Annotated in this window: 14 protein-coding genes; 6 read left to right on the forward strand and 8 right to left on the reverse strand. The window is 73.6% G+C overall.

The window, feature by feature from the left end; all coding sequences use genetic code 11:
- Positions 1-65 precede the first annotated feature (65 nt).
- From ACIBAI_RS18265 to ACIBAI_RS18275, 3 genes are read left to right on the forward strand one after another with little or no spacing between them, the layout of a single operon-like run.
- Positions 66-1,496, forward strand: coding sequence for a S8/S53 family peptidase (locus tag ACIBAI_RS18265; protein WP_399035387.1), 1,431 nt, complete (start codon positions 66-68; stop codon positions 1,494-1,496).
- 59 nt (positions 1,497-1,555) lie between these two features.
- On the forward strand, positions 1,556-2,131 hold the full coding sequence (locus ACIBAI_RS18270; RefSeq protein WP_399035388.1) for an RNA polymerase sigma factor: 576 nt from the start codon (positions 1,556-1,558) through the stop codon (positions 2,129-2,131).
- Entirely contained in the window at positions 2,128-2,652 is a 525-nt protein-coding gene (locus tag ACIBAI_RS18275; RefSeq protein WP_399035390.1) for a hypothetical protein, read from the forward strand. The genes ACIBAI_RS18270 and ACIBAI_RS18275 overlap by 4 nt, the downstream gene beginning before the upstream one ends.
- A 213-nt stretch (positions 2,653-2,865) precedes the next feature.
- Here the strand turns inward: ACIBAI_RS18275 and ACIBAI_RS18280 are convergent, their stop codons facing one another.
- From ACIBAI_RS18280 to ACIBAI_RS18310, 7 genes are all read right to left on the reverse strand, one after another.
- A complete protein-coding gene (locus tag ACIBAI_RS18280) occupies positions 2,866-3,675 on the reverse strand; it encodes an N-formylglutamate amidohydrolase (protein WP_399035392.1) in 810 nt (269 codons plus the stop codon).
- A 70-nt stretch (positions 3,676-3,745) separates the two neighbouring features.
- Positions 3,746-4,336: a hypothetical protein gene (locus ACIBAI_RS18285; RefSeq protein WP_399035394.1), complete on the reverse strand. Its 591-nt coding sequence runs from the start codon at positions 4,334-4,336 to the stop codon at positions 3,746-3,748.
- Positions 4,337-4,449: 113 nt separating this feature from the next.
- Positions 4,450-4,680 carry a DUF397 domain-containing protein gene (locus ACIBAI_RS18290; protein ID WP_344606917.1) on the reverse strand — a complete coding sequence of 77 codons (231 nt, stop codon included), beginning with the start codon at positions 4,678-4,680 and terminating at the stop codon, positions 4,450-4,452.
- Positions 4,677-5,540, reverse strand: a complete 864-nt coding sequence (locus tag ACIBAI_RS18295; protein ID WP_344606915.1) for a helix-turn-helix transcriptional regulator — start codon at positions 5,538-5,540, stop codon at positions 4,677-4,679. The genes ACIBAI_RS18290 and ACIBAI_RS18295 overlap by 4 nt, the downstream gene beginning before the upstream one ends.
- A gap of 245 nt (positions 5,541-5,785) precedes the next feature.
- Entirely contained in the window at positions 5,786-8,005 is a 2,220-nt protein-coding gene (locus ACIBAI_RS18300; protein WP_399035395.1) for an NADP-dependent isocitrate dehydrogenase, read from the reverse strand.
- A 274-nt stretch (positions 8,006-8,279) separates the two neighbouring features.
- Positions 8,280-9,365 (reverse strand): mechanosensitive ion channel family protein, encoded by a 1,086-nt coding sequence (locus ACIBAI_RS18305; RefSeq protein ID WP_399035397.1) that lies wholly within the window; start codon positions 9,363-9,365, stop codon positions 8,280-8,282.
- Between the two features lie 596 nt (positions 9,366-9,961).
- On the reverse strand, positions 9,962-10,861 hold the full coding sequence (locus ACIBAI_RS18310) for a YbhN family protein (RefSeq protein ID WP_399035457.1): 900 nt from the start codon (positions 10,859-10,861) through the stop codon (positions 9,962-9,964).
- Between the two features lie 252 nt (positions 10,862-11,113).
- On the opposite strand from ACIBAI_RS18310, the gene ACIBAI_RS18315 reads away from it, so the two are divergent.
- The gene (locus ACIBAI_RS18315) at positions 11,114-13,006 is read left to right on the forward strand and encodes an ABC transporter ATP-binding protein (RefSeq protein ID WP_399035399.1); all 1,893 of its coding nucleotides are present in this window, start codon (positions 11,114-11,116) and stop codon (positions 13,004-13,006) included.
- Positions 13,007-13,097: 91 nt separating this feature from the next.
- The gene (locus ACIBAI_RS18320) at positions 13,098-13,847 is read left to right on the forward strand and encodes an SOS response-associated peptidase (RefSeq protein ID WP_399035401.1); all 750 of its coding nucleotides are present in this window, start codon (positions 13,098-13,100) and stop codon (positions 13,845-13,847) included.
- A gap of 255 nt (positions 13,848-14,102) precedes the next feature.
- Here the strand turns inward: ACIBAI_RS18320 and ACIBAI_RS18325 are convergent, their stop codons facing one another.
- Entirely contained in the window at positions 14,103-14,672 is a 570-nt protein-coding gene (locus ACIBAI_RS18325; RefSeq protein WP_399035403.1) for a DUF6328 family protein, read from the reverse strand.
- Positions 14,673-14,961: 289 nt separating this feature from the next.
- On the opposite strand from ACIBAI_RS18325, the gene ACIBAI_RS18330 reads away from it, so the two are divergent.
- Positions 14,962-15,480: a DUF4396 domain-containing protein gene (locus tag ACIBAI_RS18330; protein WP_399035405.1), complete on the forward strand. Its 519-nt coding sequence runs from the start codon at positions 14,962-14,964 to the stop codon at positions 15,478-15,480.
- Positions 15,481-15,511: the final 31 nt, after the last annotated feature.

Raw genomic sequence — 15,511 nt, forward strand, 5'->3', positions numbered from 1 at the left:
TCGACGACATCGATCAGCGATCCCCCGCTTCGATCGACGACCGCCGCCTCAGTGGGAGGACCCGCATGGCACCACAGCGATTCCGCGAGCAGTTCGACCAGATCCAGCGCTCCATGCCCGACGTGCCCCTGGCGGCGGGGCCGGACGACTCCGCCGAGTTCCTCTACGAGCGGGGCGTCGTCCTGGTCCGCGACGGCGAGGACGCCCGGATCGTCGAGGACACCGTGCGGGCGCACTTCACCCAGGCCCCCGACCTGACCGCGGACCACGTGCGCCGGGCGGGCCCGGAGACCAACCGCAGCGGCATCACCCGCATCCGCGTCGCCGACCCGGGCGAGGGCGGCGGGCAGGGCGACCGGGCCGTCGCCCAGGCGCTGCGGGCGGTGCGGGAGCGGGAGGACCGCGCCGGGCGCCGGCTGGTCAGCCGCAACCACGTGGTGCACATCGCGGTCAACGCCTGCCCCGGCGACGAGCCCGTGCCCGCCCCGCGCACCGCGCAGCCGAACCCGGCGGCGGCCGGGACGGCGTACGACCCGGCCACCGCCGTCGGGGTCCTCGTCGTCGACACCGGCCTCGTGCACGACTACCGCTCCTACCCGCCGCTCGCCCACGCCCGGGGCGACGCCCAGGTCGAGGAGTGCGACGGCGACGGCGTCCTGCGGCAGTACTGCGGGCACGGCACGTTCATCGCCGGGCTCCTCGCGGCCGTCGCGCCCAACACGGACCTCACGGTCCTGGGCAGCCTCAACGACGCCGGCGCCGTCCTGGAGTCCGAGTTCGGCGAGAAGCTGTTCGAGGCCGTCGACCGCAACGGCTGGCCCGACATCCTCAGCCTCTCCGCCGGCACCTCCAACGGCCGCACCGACGGACTGCTCGGCGTGGACGCCTTCATGCGGGAGCTGCGCGCCCGGCGCACCCTGCTCGTCGCGGCCGCCGGCAACAACGCCGGCGCCACCCCGTTCTGGCCCGCCGCCTACGCCGACCTGCCCGGCTACGAGGACGCCGTGCTGTCCGTCGGCGCGCTGCGCAGCGACGGCGAGTCCGGCGCCTGCTTCAGCAACCACGGCCCCTGGGTGAAGGTATACGCCCCCGGCGAGCGCCTCACCAGCGCCCTCACCGGCTTCGACAAGCCCGTGCCGTACGTGTACCAGCACTCCACCTACGACGCCTGCCGCTACGGCTTCGGCTACGGCTGCACCTGCCAGTACCCCGGCCACACCGGCGTGCTGAGCGACGAGAGCGCCGGCGCCAAGCCGGACCAGGTGATGTTCGAGGGGCTCGCCCAGTGGAGCGGCACCTCGTTCGCCACCCCGGTGGTGGCCGGCCTGATCGCCGATCACATGACGGCGCACAAGGAGACCGACCCGCGCGCCGCCCGGCGGCAACTGCTCGCGGGGAACACCGCCCGCGCGGAGATGCGCGGGGCGACGGTGCCGGCTCTCGTGCCGCCCACGTGGCGCCCGGTGCCGGTCGTGCAGCCGGCTCCCGCCGCGTGAGGGGCGGAACCGCTCCCGCCACGGCGTACGATGACGTGTCGTACACGAGGGGTGGGGCCGTGGACCGTACAGATGTCGGGGCGCTCGTCCGATCCGCCGCCGACGGCGACGCGGCGGCCTGGAAGGCGCTGGTGGAAGGGCTGGGCCCGTTGGTGTGGTCGGTGGTGCGCGCGCACCGGCTCTCCGACGCGGACGGGCACGAGGTCTACCAGACCGTGTGGTTCCGCTTCGCCCAGCACCTGGGCCGCATCCGGGAGCCGGACAAGACGGCCTCGTGGGTGGCGAGCACCGCGCGCAACGAGTGCCTGAAGGTGCTCAGGACGGCGCGGCGGCTGACGCTCACGGACGATCCGTACCTGCTGGACCGGGTCAGCGAGGACCGTACGCCGGAGCAGTCGGTCCTCGACTCGGAGGAGGCGGCCGCGCAGAGCGAGCGGGTGCGGCACCTGTGGCAGGAGTTCGAGGAACTGGGAGAGCGGTGCCGGCAGCTGCTGCGGGTGCTGATGGCCTCGCCGCCGCCCAGTTATCAGGAGGTGTCCGCCGCACTGGGCATCGCCGTGGGCAGCATCGGACCGATGCGCCAGCGGTGTCTGCGCCGGCTGCGGGCTCGGCTGGAAGCACGGGGGACGGTATGAACGGCATGCACGGCAATCGTTTCGAAGACGGCCGTTCCGACGGTGACGCGCTCGACGGCGCGGGCACCGGCGGCGAGTTCGGCGGCGGCCTCCTGGAGGAGGTGCTGGAGGAGGAGCTGCGGCGGGCGGCCGCCATCCTGGACCCGGTGCCGCCCGAGCTGCGGCAGATCGCCGTCGACGCCTACGCGCTGCACGACCTGGACGCGCGCCTCGCCGAGCTGACCTTCGACTCGCTGGTCGACGGCATCCCGGTCAGGGGCGCGGAGGACCCGCCGCGGATGCTGACCTTCAGCGCGGGTGAGGTGACCGTCGACGTCGAGGTGACGGAGCAGGGCCTGATCGGGCAGGTGCTGCCGCCGCAGCCGGCCCGCATCGAGGTGCTGAGCGGGCCGCAGGCGGCCCGGCCGCTCACCGCCGACGACATGGGCCGGTTCACCGCCGACACGCCGCCCACCGGACCGTTCGCCCTGAAGCTGCACGCCGGCGGGGACGTGGTGGTCACGGAGTGGCTGCGGGCCTGAACCGGGCGCCGGGCCGGGTCGGCCGGCGACGGGCGGACCGGCCCGCGACACGGGGCGCGGCACGTGACGTGCGGCGCCTCCGGCGCGGCCGGACCGCGGCCGCCGATGACCGGTCTCCCGGCGTGACACGGGGCCCGGGCCGCACCGGCCCCCGGCCGCGCGCCGGAAGCGCTCCGGCCGGTGCCCGGTCCGCCCGGGTCCGGGCACCGGCGGTCAGCGGGAGACGGCGTCGACGAGGGCCGCCAAGGCGGTGGCGAGGCGGGGCAGCCCGGGCCCGGCGGGGCCGCCCGGCTCGGTCATGTACGTGTCCCGGCGGATCTCCACCATCAGCGCGCCCACCTCGGGCCGCTTCCGGTAGAACTCCAACGGCACGTAGGTGCCGCTGAACGGGCTGTCGAGCCCGGTCTCCCCGCACTCCGCGAACGCCTCGCGCGCCTTTGCCAGCAGCTCGGGAGGGGTGTGGAAGGCGTCGGTGCCCAGGCAGACCGGCGGGCGCGGCCCCTCGCCGTGCAGCTCGTACGGCAGCGCGGCGGCGGGGTAGGAGTGGACGTCGATGATCACGGCTCGTCCGGTGGCGGCGAGCCGGTCGGCGACCGCCTCCGTCATGGCGCGTGCGTAGGGACGGAAGTACCGCTCCACGAGGGGCTCGGGATCGGTGTCCGCGGGCCGCAGGGGCGCACGGTGGGTGGTGCGCGTGTACACGGCGCCCATCCCGACGGCGAGCATCTCCTCCCGCTCGTCCGGGAACCGCTCCGGGTCGACGACCAGCCGAGACAGCCGGTTGACGAACCGCCAGGGGGCGACGGACGCCAGCCGGGCCGCCTCCTCGGCGATCCGCGCGGTGTGCGCGTCGGTGATGTGGTCCAGCTCCCGCTCCAGCGCGTCGTCGTCCAGCACGATGCCGGCGCGCACGGCGGGCGGTATCTCCCGCGCGGAGTGCGGCACGTGCAGGATCACGGGGGAGTCGCCGGCGCCGGGCAGCAGCTCGAAGGAGGGCGGGGCGTCGGTCGTCGGTCCGGTCATCGGGCTGCTCCAGGACTGTTGGCGGTGGCGGGCGACAGGATCAAGATCTCATACCGGGGGACGGGCGCTGCTACGGCCGGACGAGGGAGGTCTGACGCGTGGTCCTGCGGGCCTGCGGGGCGGGCAGGTGCCGGACCTCCACGTCGAGCAGCGAGTGCCGGCAGGTGTACGTCGGTGCCGTGTCCACGAGCAGGAGGTAGCTGATCGTCGTGCCGCACCCGATCCGTCCCGGTCCGACATTCAGCACCGAACCGTGCACCCGGGCCGGCGGAAGCTGGGCCGAGCTGGGGCTGGACTCGGTGCGGAGCACCTCCAGGTAGGGCACGGCCAGGTCCACCCGTAAGGGCTCCCCGCCGTCGAACGCGGTGCTGGCGATGTCCCGTCGGCCGGGGTTGGTGAGTACCACCTCGACGAGATGCGGGTCGGTCAGCAGCGTCCCGTTCCGGCGAACCTCCAGGTTTCCGCCGATGTGCCGGTGCACCAGCGGCCTGTGGCTCACGGTGTAGGTGAGACGCCGTCTGGGGTGCGCGGCCCGGAACACGGCCCAGACCCCACCGCACCCGACGACGAGGGCCACGGCGACGCCGGCTGCCGTCCAGAAGGTGTCCTCCGTGTAGAAGGCGCCGGACGCGACGGGCAGGAGAGAGGGTACGTTGTGCACGGGCAGCCCGACGCGCCGAGGGGCCGGTCGCGCGTCGTACTCCATTCGTACGTGCGGCAACTGATCCGGATGGCACACCGCTCCGGCCCGCCAGCGGTTCCCTGACGAACTGCTCAGGGACGGGGGAGCGGAGCCTCGCCCGCCCCTTCGAGGAACGCCCGCCACCGGCGCGGTGTGAACGCGAGGATCGGCCCACCGGTGTTCTTGGAGTCCCGGACGGCGACGACGCCGTCGGCGACGGCTACCTCGACGCAGGCTCCGTTGCCCGAACTGCGGCTGCTCCTGCGCCAGTCGGCGTCGTCCGGGTCTATCCGCGGCGGGTGCCGCTCGTCGTGCGTGTTCATGACGCCTGGATCTCCCTTGCTATCCGCTCCAGCGTGGCGGGTGTCTCCTGCGGATCGGGAGCCGCGGCCCGCACGAGATCGAAGGTCTGGACGAAGGTGCGCACGTCGCGCTCCTTCTCCAGGTACACGTTTCCGGCGATGGAGTTGACGTAGACGACCGTCGGGATGCCGGGTTCGAACTCCAGCAGTGAGAAGGTCCCGGCCAGGGCCGCGTGGGCGCCCTTGGCGGTCGGCATGATCTGGATCGTCACGTTCGGCAGGGACGCGGCACCGGCCAGGTGCTCCAACTGGGCCGCCATGACCTCCGTGCCGCCGACGGGGCGGCGCAGGGCGCTCTCCTCCACCACCACCCACAGCTCCAGCGGCTCGGGTTCACGGGTCAGCAGCGCCTGCCGTTCCTTGCGGAAACGCACCAACTGCTCCACCTCGTACGGCTTGTTGGGCCGTACGGCGGCGATCACCGCGCGGGCGTAGTCCTCGGTCTGCAGCAGACCGTGCACGAAGGTCGGTTCGTACGAGCGCAGGGCGCGGGCGTCCGCCTCCAGTCCCGCATAGGTGGCCATGCCCGAGGGCAGCACTTCCGCGTAGTGCGCCCACCAGCCCTGCTGCTGGGCGTCCTTGTGGATCTGCAGGACGGTCTCGGTCAGTGCCCGGTCCGTGACGCCGTACCACTGGAGCAGGTCGCGGACGTCCCGTGCCTTGATCGGCGCCTGCCCGGTCTCCACCCTGCTGATCTTGGACATCGAGCACTCCAGGTACGCCGCGGCGTCCTCGATCCTCTTGCCCGCGTGTTCACGCAGGCGCCGCAGCTCGGCTCCGAGCTGACGCCGCCGCAGTGTGGGACCACCGGCCGCAGCCATCGCCTCCCCCTCGCATCCCGTGTGGTGATGTGTTGCCCACCGCAAGTGTGTTCACCGTCAAGTTCCTTCCTGTTGAGCATAGTTGGCTGGAGATACATGGCTCACGCAATTGCGTGAAAAAGATTCTCCGGCCGCCCAGCGTGCCGTCGCCCGGACGCACGACCGCCCCGGCGGGACGGGTCCCGCCGGGGCGGCGTGTCGGATCGGTTCGGGTTCTCCCGCGCCTCAGGGGCGCGGGCACCGGATCAGCCCAGCGACGCGAGCGCCTCGTTCCAGGTGGCGGACGGGCGCATGACCGCCGCGGCCTTGGCCGGGTCGGGCTGGTAGTAGCCGCCGATGTCGGCCGGCTTGCCCTGGACGGCGATCAGCTCGTCGACGATCTTCTGCTCGTTGGCGGCGAGCGTCTCGGCGAGCGGGGCGAAGGCCTTCGCCAGGTCCGCGTCGTCGGTCTGCTTCGCCAGCTCCTGCGCCCAGTACAGGGACAGGTAGAAGTGGCTGCCGCGGTTGTCGATGCCGCCGACGCGCCGGGTCGGGGACTTGTCCTCGTTGAGGAAGGTCGCCGTGGCGCGGTCGAGGGTGTCGGCCAGGACCTGGGCGCGGGCGTTGCCCGTGACCTTCGCGTACTGCTCGAAGGCCGGCACCAGGGCGAAGAACTCACCGAGCGAGTCCCAGCGCAGGTAGTTCTCCTTGACCAGCTGCTGCACGTGCTTGGGCGCGGAGCCGCCGGCCCCGGTCTCGAACAGGCCGCCGCCCGCCATCAGCGGGACGACCGACAGCATCTTGGCGCTGGTGCCCAGCTCCAGGATCGGGAACAGGTCGGTCAGGTAGTCGCGCAGCACGTTGCCGGTGACGGAGATGGTGTTCTCACCGCGGCGGATGCGCTCCACCGACAGCTTGGTCGCCTCGACGGGGGGCAGGATGCGGATGTCCAGGCCCTCGGTGTCGTGCTCCGGCAGGTACTGCTCGACCTTGGCGATCAGGTTGGCGTCGTGGGCGCGGGTGGCGTCCAGCCAGAACACCGCCGGGTCGCCGGTGGCGCGGGCGCGGGTGACGGCCAGCTTCACCCAGTCGCGGATCGGGGCGTCCTTGGTCTGGCAGGCGCGGAAGATGTCGCCGGCGGAGACGGTCTGCTCGATGACGACGGTGCCGTTGCCGTCGACCAGGCGGACCGTGCCGGTGGCCGGGATCTCGAAGGTCTTGTCGTGGCTGCCGTACTCCTCGGCCTTCTGCGCCATCAGGCCGACGTTCGGGACGGAGCCCATGGTCGCCGGGTCGTAGGCGCCGTTGGCGCGGCAGTCGTCGATCACGGCCTGGTAGACGCCGGCGTAGGAGGAGTCCGGCAGCACGGCGAGGGTGTCGTGCTCCTGGCCGTCCGGGCCCCACATGTGGCCGGAGGTGCGGATCATGGCCGGCATGGAGGCGTCGACGATGACGTCGGAGGGCACGTGCAGGTTGGTGATGCCCTTGTCGGAGTCGACCATGGCCAGGTCCGGGCCCTCGGCGAGCTCGGCGTCGAAGGAGGCCCTGATCTCGGCGCCCTCCGGCAGGGACTCCAGGCCCTTGAAGATGCCGCCCAGACCGTCGTTCGGGGTCAGGCCGGCCGCGGCGAGCGTCTCGCCGTACTTCGCGAACGTCTTCGGGAAGAAGGCGCGCACCACGTGACCGAAGATGATCGGGTCGGAGACCTTCATCATCGTGGCCTTCAGGTGCACGGAGAACAGGGCGCCCTCCTGCTTGGCGCGGGCGACCTGCTCCGCGAGGAACTCGCGCAGCGCGGCGACGCGCATCACGGAGGCGTCGACGACCTCGCCCCGCTGGACGGGGACCGACTCGCGCAGCACGGTGGTGGTGCCGTCGTCGCCGACCAGCTCGATGCGCAGCGTGCCGTCCTCGGCGATGACCACGGACTTCTCGGTGGAGCGGAAGTCGTTCTGGCCCATGGTCGCCACGTTGGTCTTCGACTCGGCGGTCCAGGCGCCCATGCGGTGCGGGTGGGTCTTGGCGTAGTTCTTCACCGAGGCGGGGGCGCGGCGGTCGGAGTTGCCCTCGCGCAGCACCGGGTTGACGGCGGAGCCCTTGACCTTGTCGTAGCGGGCGCGGATCTCCCGCTCCTCGTCGGTCTTGGGGTCGTCCGGGTAGTCCGGCAGCGCGTAGCCCTGGCCCTGCAGCTCGGCGATCGCGGCCTTCAGCTGCGGGATGGACGCCGAGATGTTCGGCAGCTTGATGATGTTGGCCGCGGGCGTCTTGGCCAGCTCGCCCAGCTCCGCGAGCGCGTCCGGGATGCGCTGCTCCTCGGTCAGGTACTCCGGGAAGACGGCGATGATGCGCCCGGCCAGCGAGATGTCGCGGGTCTCCACAGCGACCCCCGCCTGCGAGGCGTACGCCTGGACCACCGGCAGGAAGGAATACGTCGCCAGGGCCGGGGCCTCGTCAGTGTGCGTATAGATGATGGTCGAGTCAGTCACCGGGTGCTCCGCTCCACGTCTGCAACATTGCTCGACATCAAGATATCTCGTGATCGCCCCCGGCTCGACAGGGGTCCGGGGACTCGGCCCGTGGTCCGTGGGGAGTTCCGCCGCCCGGTGGCCTGATCCGGCCGTCCCGGCGGGAGGACGCTCCCGACGCCACGGGGCGGCCGGGCCCGTTCCCCGGGCCGGGCGGCCGCCCGTGCGGCCGTCCCCGCGGCCGCACGGCCAGGGGGAGGCCGCACCGGGGCGGCCCGGTGACGCCGCGGCGCCCTCAGTCGAGCCGGGCGGAGGCCGTGCCGTCCGATTCGCGCTGCTGCGGTATCACCACCGTGCCCTGCTGCAGCGCCACCGTCCGGGTGGGCGCCGGGATGCGGATGCCCTCCTCCCGGTAGCGCTTGTGCAGCCGCTTGATGAACTCGTGCTTGATCCGGTACTGGTCGCTGAACTCGCCGACGCCCAGGATGACCGTGAAACCGATCCGGGAGTCGCCGAAGGTGTGGAAGCGCACCGCCGGCTCGTGGTCCGGGACCGCGCCGGTGATCTCCGTCATCACCTCGGCGACGACCTCCGTCGTCACCCGCTCGACGTGCTCCAGGTCGCTGTCGTAGGCGACGCCCGCCTGCACCAGGATGGTCAGCTGCTGCTCGGGACGCATGAAATTGGTCATGTTCGTCTTCGCCAGCTGGCCGTTGGGGATCACGACGAGGTTGTTGGACAGCTCGCGGACCGTGGTCTGCCGCCAGTTGATGTCCTCGACGTAGCCCTCCTCGCCGCTGCTGAGCCGGATGTAGTCGCCGGGCTGCACCGTCCTGGAGGCGAGGATGTGGATGCCCGCGAAGAGGTTGGCGAGCGTGTCCTGCAGGGCCAGGGCGACGGCCAGGCCGCCGACGCCCAGGGCGGTGAGCAGCGGGGCGATGGAGATGCCCAGCGTCTGCAGCACCACCAGGAAGCCGATCGCCAGGACCAGGATCCGGGTGATGTTGACGAAGATCGTGGCCGATCCGGCGACCCCGGACCGGGACTGCGTCACCGTCCGCACCAGCCCCGCGACCACCCGGGCCGCCGTCACCGTCGCGACGAACATGACCAGCACGGTCAGCGCCTGGTTGGTGTGGTGCTGGACCGTGCGCGTCAGCGGCAGCACCGCCGCGGCGCCCGCCGTGCCGCCCGCGACCGCCGCCCAGGGCACCACCGTGCGCAGGGCGCCCACGATGACGTCGTCCCCGCTCCAGCGGGTGCGGCCGGCGTGCTTGCCCAGCCAGCGCAGCAGCATGCGCAGCAGGAAGGCCGCCAGCAGGCCGACGGCCAGCCAGATTCCGGCGATGACCAGATCGTGCACGGTGAGTCCGCGGGTCACCGGTCACCTCCGGGGACAAGCGCTGCGGCGAACCCACTCGCCGACGGCCGGATGTGAGGTCTCATCACGTCGTCACCTGCTCGTTTCCGGGATGTTCCAGCAGGCCGGCCGCCCGTCGCCGCGCGGCCGGCGCGATGGCCCATCCTGCCGTATCGGGAACAGCGGCCCGCACCGTGCGCGGCTGTCGCACGACGCTCCCGGCCGGTTCGGCCCGGTCCTGGCCGGAGCCGTCCGCGGCGGTGGCCGGATGCCGTACGGGCGGCGGGCGACGGACCGCCGCACGGCGGCCGGGACCAGCGGGGCGACGGACGCGTGGTCCACCGCGCCGGCCGCCGCCGGCGGCGGCCGCGGCAGGCAGGACGGCACCGTGACGAGCGCCGCCCGCACCACCGCGATCCAGCCGACCGATCCGCTCCATCGCCCCAGGTTCCACGGTCCGGGCGTGAGCCCGGCACCGGCGTGCGGACGCAGCGGGAGCGGCGCGGCGTACGCGGGCGTGCCGCCGGTGACGCCGCCGCCGGTGACCGCGCCGCGCGCCGTCGCCGGCCCCGTGCGGGCCGCGGGACCCTCGGGGGATCCGGCGGTCCGGGGCGGGCTCAGATCACCTTCAGCCGCACCAGCGCGCCCAGCGTCAGCGCCCCCGGCAGCAGGGGGAGCCAGAACGTGATGATGCGGTAGGCGAGGACCACCGCCGTGGCCACGGCCGCCGGGCCGCCGACCGCCACCAGGGCCACGATCAGGGCCGTCTCGACCGAGCCGATGCCGCCCGGCGTGGGTACCAGCGCGACGGCGACCGTCGCCGCCAGATAGGCCAGCGCCATGTGCGCGGCGGGCACCGGCAGTCCCAGCGCCCGCCCCACCAGCACCAGCCCGGCGGCCTGCAACGCCGGGAAGGCCAGCGAGCCGCCCCACAGCGCGAGCGCCCGCGCCGGGCGGGCGTGCACCGAGCGGGCCTCCCCGAGGGCCGTCCGCAGGAACGACAGCACGGCCGTCCGCAGCCGCGGCACCAGCGCGAGCGCGCCGGCCGCCGCCACCAGCGCCGCGGCGGCGGCCGCCGGCAGCGGGCCGAGCGCCCCCTCGGGCAGCGGACCCCCCAGCCGCAGCGCGTCGGGGAAGGCGATCAGCAGCGCGCCCAGCAGCGCCAGCCGGCCGATGGACTCTGCCAGCAGGTACAGCGCGAGGGCGGCCGAGGAGCGGGCGAGCGGCAGCCCGCACACCGTCATGAACCGCAGGTTGACCGCGCTCGCGCCCAGGCCCGTCGGCAGCAGGTGGTTGGCCGCGCCCGCCGCGAACTGCGTGGCGAGCAGCCGCAGCCGGGGCAGCCGCTCGACGACCGCGCCCTGCCGGGTCACGGCGGCGGCGACCCAGGTCAGGCAGGTCGTGCCGACCGCGGCCAGCAGCCAGGGCCACCGCGCGGACCCGAGGTGGACGAGGCCCTCGGCGAGCACGGACCGGTGCCGCACCGCCACCACGGCGACGAGCGGGAGCGGGAGCAGGCACAGGACCTGACGGACCGGGACGCGGCGGGGAAGCCGGGAGAACCGGGGGAGCCGGGGCACCCGGGAGGACCGGAGGGATCGCTCCTGGGGAAGGTCGGGGAGGTGTGCCGCTGTCACACCCGAGGAGAGTGGCCGTGCCGCGCCAACCGCGGGTTGCGGCGGCGGGGCGGGCGGCTTACGGGCGGTCGTCGGGTCCGTCGGGATCCCGGTGTTGACCTCAACAATACTTGAGCTTCTAGGTTCGCTGCCATGAGCATGGAGACCACAGCCTGGAACCAGCTGCACAGCGTCGTGAACGCCCAGCGGGAGAAGCGCCCCCTGACCCGCGCGACCCTGCGCCGCATCGGCGCCTTCGCCCGCCCGCACCGCCGCCGCATCGCCCTGTTCGTGGCACTCGGCGTGCTCACCGCGCTGCTCGCCGTCGCCACCCCGGTCCTGGCCGGGCGCGTCGTGGACGCGATCGTGTCCGGCGGCGACGAGGGCACCGTCGTACGCCTGGCCCTGCTCATCGCGGCCCTCGCGGTGGTGGAGGCGGCGCTCGGCATCCTCGGCCGCAGACTCTCCGCGACGCTCGGGGAGGGACTCATCCTCGACCTGCGGACGGCCGTGTTCGACCACGTGCAGCGCATGCCGGTCGCGTTCTTCACCCGCACGCGTACGGGGGCGCTCGTCTCCCGCCTCAACAACGACGTCATCGGCGCCCAGCGGGCCTTCAGCACCACGCTGTCCGGGGTGGTCGGCAACCTGGTCACGCTGCTGCTCACCCTCGCCGTCATGCTCACCCTGTCCTGGCAGATCACCCTGCTCGCGCTGGTGCTGCTCCCGGTGTTCGTCGTGCCCGCCCGGCGCGTGGGCAGCCGCATGGCCCGGATGCAGCGCGAGGCGGCCGCCCTGAACGCGGCGATGGGCACCCGGATGACCGAGCGGTTCTCGGCGCCCGGGGCCACGCTGGTCAAGCTGTTCGGACGGCCGGAGGAGGAGTCGGCCGAGTTCGCGGCGCGGGCCCGCCGGGTGGCGGACATCGGCGTCCGCACGGCCACCGCCCAGGCGGCGTTCATCACCGCGCTCACCCTGGTCTCCGCCCTGGCGCTGGCCCTCGTCTACGGCCTCGGCGGCTTCTTCGCCCTGCGCGGCACCCTCGAACCGGGCGCGGTGGTCTCCCTCGCGCTGCTCCTGACCCGCCTGTACGCGCCGCTCACGGCGCTCGCCGGGGCGCGGGTGGAGGTGATGAGCGCGCTGGTGAGCTTCGAGCGCGTCTTCGAGGTGCTGGACCTGAAACCCCTCATCGAGGAGAAGCCGGACGCGCGCCCGGTCCCCGACGGCCCGGTGTCGGTGGAGTTCGACGACGTCCGCTTCGGCTATCCCGCCGCCGACAAGGTCTCCCTGGCCTCCCTGGAGGAGGTGGCCTCCCTGGACACCCGGGGCGGGACCGAGGTCCTGCGCGGCATCTCCTTCCGCGCGGAACCGGGGCGGACGGTGGCGCTCGTCGGGTCGTCCGGCGCCGGCAAGTCGACCATCGCGCAACTGCTGCCGCGCCTGTACGACGTCGACGGGGGCGCGGTGCGCATCGGCGGCGTCGACGTCCGCGACCTGACGGCCCGGTCCCTGCGCGACACCATCGGCATGGTCACCCAGGACGGCCACCTCTTCCACGACACGGTCCGCGCCAACCTGCTCCTGGCCCGCCCCGCCGCGACCGAGGAGGAGCTGTGGGACGCCCTGCGCCGCGCCCGCCTCGACGACCTCGTGCGGTCCCTGCCGGACGGCCTCGACACGGTGGTCGGGGAGCGCGGCTACCGGCTCTCCGGCGGCGAGCGCCAGCGCATGACCATCGCCCGGCTGCTGCTGGCCCGCCAGCGGGTCGTCGTCCTCGACGAGGCCACCGCCCACCTGGACAACACCTCCGAGGCCGCGGTCCAGGAGGCGCTGGCCGAGGCCCTGGAGGGCCGGACGGCCATCGTGATCGCCCACCGCCTGTCCACCGTCCGCACGGCGGACCTGATCCTGGTGGTCGAGGCGGGCCGGATCGTCGAACGCGGCAGGCACGAGGACCTGCTGGCGGCGGGCGGCCGGTACGCCCAGCTGTACCGGACGCAGTTCGGACGCCGGCCCGGGCCCGCGCCCGTGGGGGAGGCGGCGTAGGCGGGGACCGGCCGGAGCCGCCGCGGGCCGCTTCCGCCGCCGCGCCCGGGCGGTCCGGGCGCGGCGGCGGGCGCCGTGGCACAGTGGCCGTATGTGCGGTCGTTACGTCTCCACCCGCGGTCCCGAGGACCTGGCCCGCCTCTTCGGCGTCACCGACTGGAGCCCCGAGGAGGCGCTGGCGCCGAACTGGAACGTCGCCCCCACCCATGACGTGTGGGCCGTGCTCGAGCGGCCCCCGCGCGACGGCGACGAGGCCGGTCCGGCCCGGCGGGTGCTGCGCCCGCTGCGCTGGGGACTGGTGCCCTCGTGGGCGAAGGACGCCGGTATCGGCGCCCGAATGATCAACGCCCGGGTGGAGACGGTGCACGAGAAGCCCGCCTACCGCCGCGCCTTCGCCAAGCGCCGCTGCCTGCTGCCGGCCGACGGCTTCTACGAGTGGCAGCAGACCGAGGACGAGAGGACGGGCAAGCCCCGCAAGCAGCCGTACTACATCCACCCGGCCGACGGGCAGGTGATGGCGCTCGCCGGACTGTACGAGTCCTGGCGCGACCCCGAGGTCGAGCACGACGACGACCCGGCCGCCTGGCTGACGACCTGCACCATCATCACCACCGAGGCCACCGACGCCGCCGGCCGCGTCCACCCCCGCATGCCGCTCGCCCTCGCCCCGGACCGTTACGACGACTGGCTCGACCCCGGCCACCAGGACCCCGGCCGGCTCCGCGCCCTGCTCACCCGGCCCGCCGACGGCCGCCTCACCGCCCGCCCGGTCTCCACCGCCGTCAACAACGTCCGCAACAACGGGCCCCGGCTGCTGGACGAGGCGACCGGGCAGGCGTGACGGCACGGGCCGGGACGCCCTCCCCGCCCCGCGCGGGTCCGGCGGCGCCAGGTCCGTCCGCCGGTGCGGACGGTCCGGCGCCGCCCGGTGACAGTGGCAGCACCGCTTCGCACCGCACCCGCCGGCCCTCGCCGAGGCCGCACGCGGGCGGCTGCGGCCGTGCCCGCCGGGGACGGGGCGGCCCCGAGGCCCGGGCGGGAGGATGCCCCGCCGCGGCGTCCGGTCACGGCTCCTCGCCCCGCGGTCCCGGACGCGCTATGCGTCGTCGGTGCGGGAGCGCCGGGCGGCGCGGCGCCGCAGGAGCAGCGGCAGCGCGTACCAGCACAGGCCGAACCACAGCATGACCGCGCCGACGAGCACTTCGGCGAGGACGCCGGGAACCACGAAGCGCAGGATCAGCAGGAGGGTGCAGCCGATGGTCAGCGCGAGGAGGACCATGCCGCACATCATCAGGCGGCAGGCGGTCTCCACCAGTTCGTCCTTCATGCGCTGACCGGACAGGAAGCGGTGGAGGGAGACGGGCGCTATCAGCGATCCCGTGGCCGCCGCGCCGAGCACCACGGTGGTGACGTAGATGGCGCGGTCCAGCGTCTCCAACTCGCGGAACAGCGGGGTGAAGGCCACGCTGAGCAGGAATCCGAAGAGGATCTGCACGCCGGTCTGGGTGACCCGTGTCTCCTGCAGGATCTCGTTCCAGCGGCGGTTGACCCGCTCGCGCGGTGTCTCCGGCGCCTCGTCACCCGGCTCCGACCGGTGGCTGTCGTGGCGTGCGCAGCAGGCGGTGTCCTCTCTCGCCGACTGCGCCGGCTGCTCCGTCATGGTCATAACATCCTCCAAATCCCAGAGGGAACCGTTTGCCCTGCTCGGGCCCTTCCATGCGGGGCATGGGCACGCCAGGACCGTTCCGCGCGCGGCGGGGCCGCCCCGCCGGGTGCGGACCCGTCCCGGCGTGCCCGGCGGCCTCCCGCGCCCGCGTCCTCACCCTCCCCGCCGTGACCGGCCGGTCCTGAAGCGGCGCTTCCACCCCCTTGGGGAAATACCCCCGGGGGGTATATGGTTCAGGGAGGGTGAAGACCCGGCAGCGGGTCGCACCGGACGGGAAGGAACGACGACCATGCAGCACAGCACGCGTCACACCGGCACCCCGCACCACCACGCGGTCTCCCACGACCACGCCGGGCACCACGGCGCCCCGCCCGGAGCGTCCTGGTCCACGGCGGCGAAGGCGACCCTGCACTGCCTGACCGGCTGCGCCGTCGGCGAGATCCTCGGCATGGCCATCGGCACCGCCCTGATGTGGGGCAACGTGCCCACCATGGCCCTGGCGATCGTGCTCGCCTTCGTGTTCGGCTACTCGTTCACCCTGTTCGCGGTCCGCCGCGCCGGCCTGGACCTCAAGACCGCGATCAGGGTCGCGCTCGCCGCCGACACCGTCTCCATCGCCGTGATGGAACTCGTCGACAACACCGTCATCGCCCTCGTTCCCGGCGCGATGGACGCCCACCTGTCCGACGGGCTGTTCTGGTCGGCCCTGCTGGGCGGCTTCGCCGTCGCCTTCCTGGTCACCACACCGGTCAACAAGTGGATGATCGGCCGCGGCAAGGGCCACGCCGTGGTCCACGCCCACCACTGACACCCGGCCCGCGGCCGGGACCCCGCGTCGG

This window comes from Streptomyces sp. NPDC051041, from assembly GCF_044456065.1.
Lineage (GTDB): Bacteria > Actinomycetota > Actinomycetes > Streptomycetales > Streptomycetaceae > Streptomyces > Streptomyces glaucus.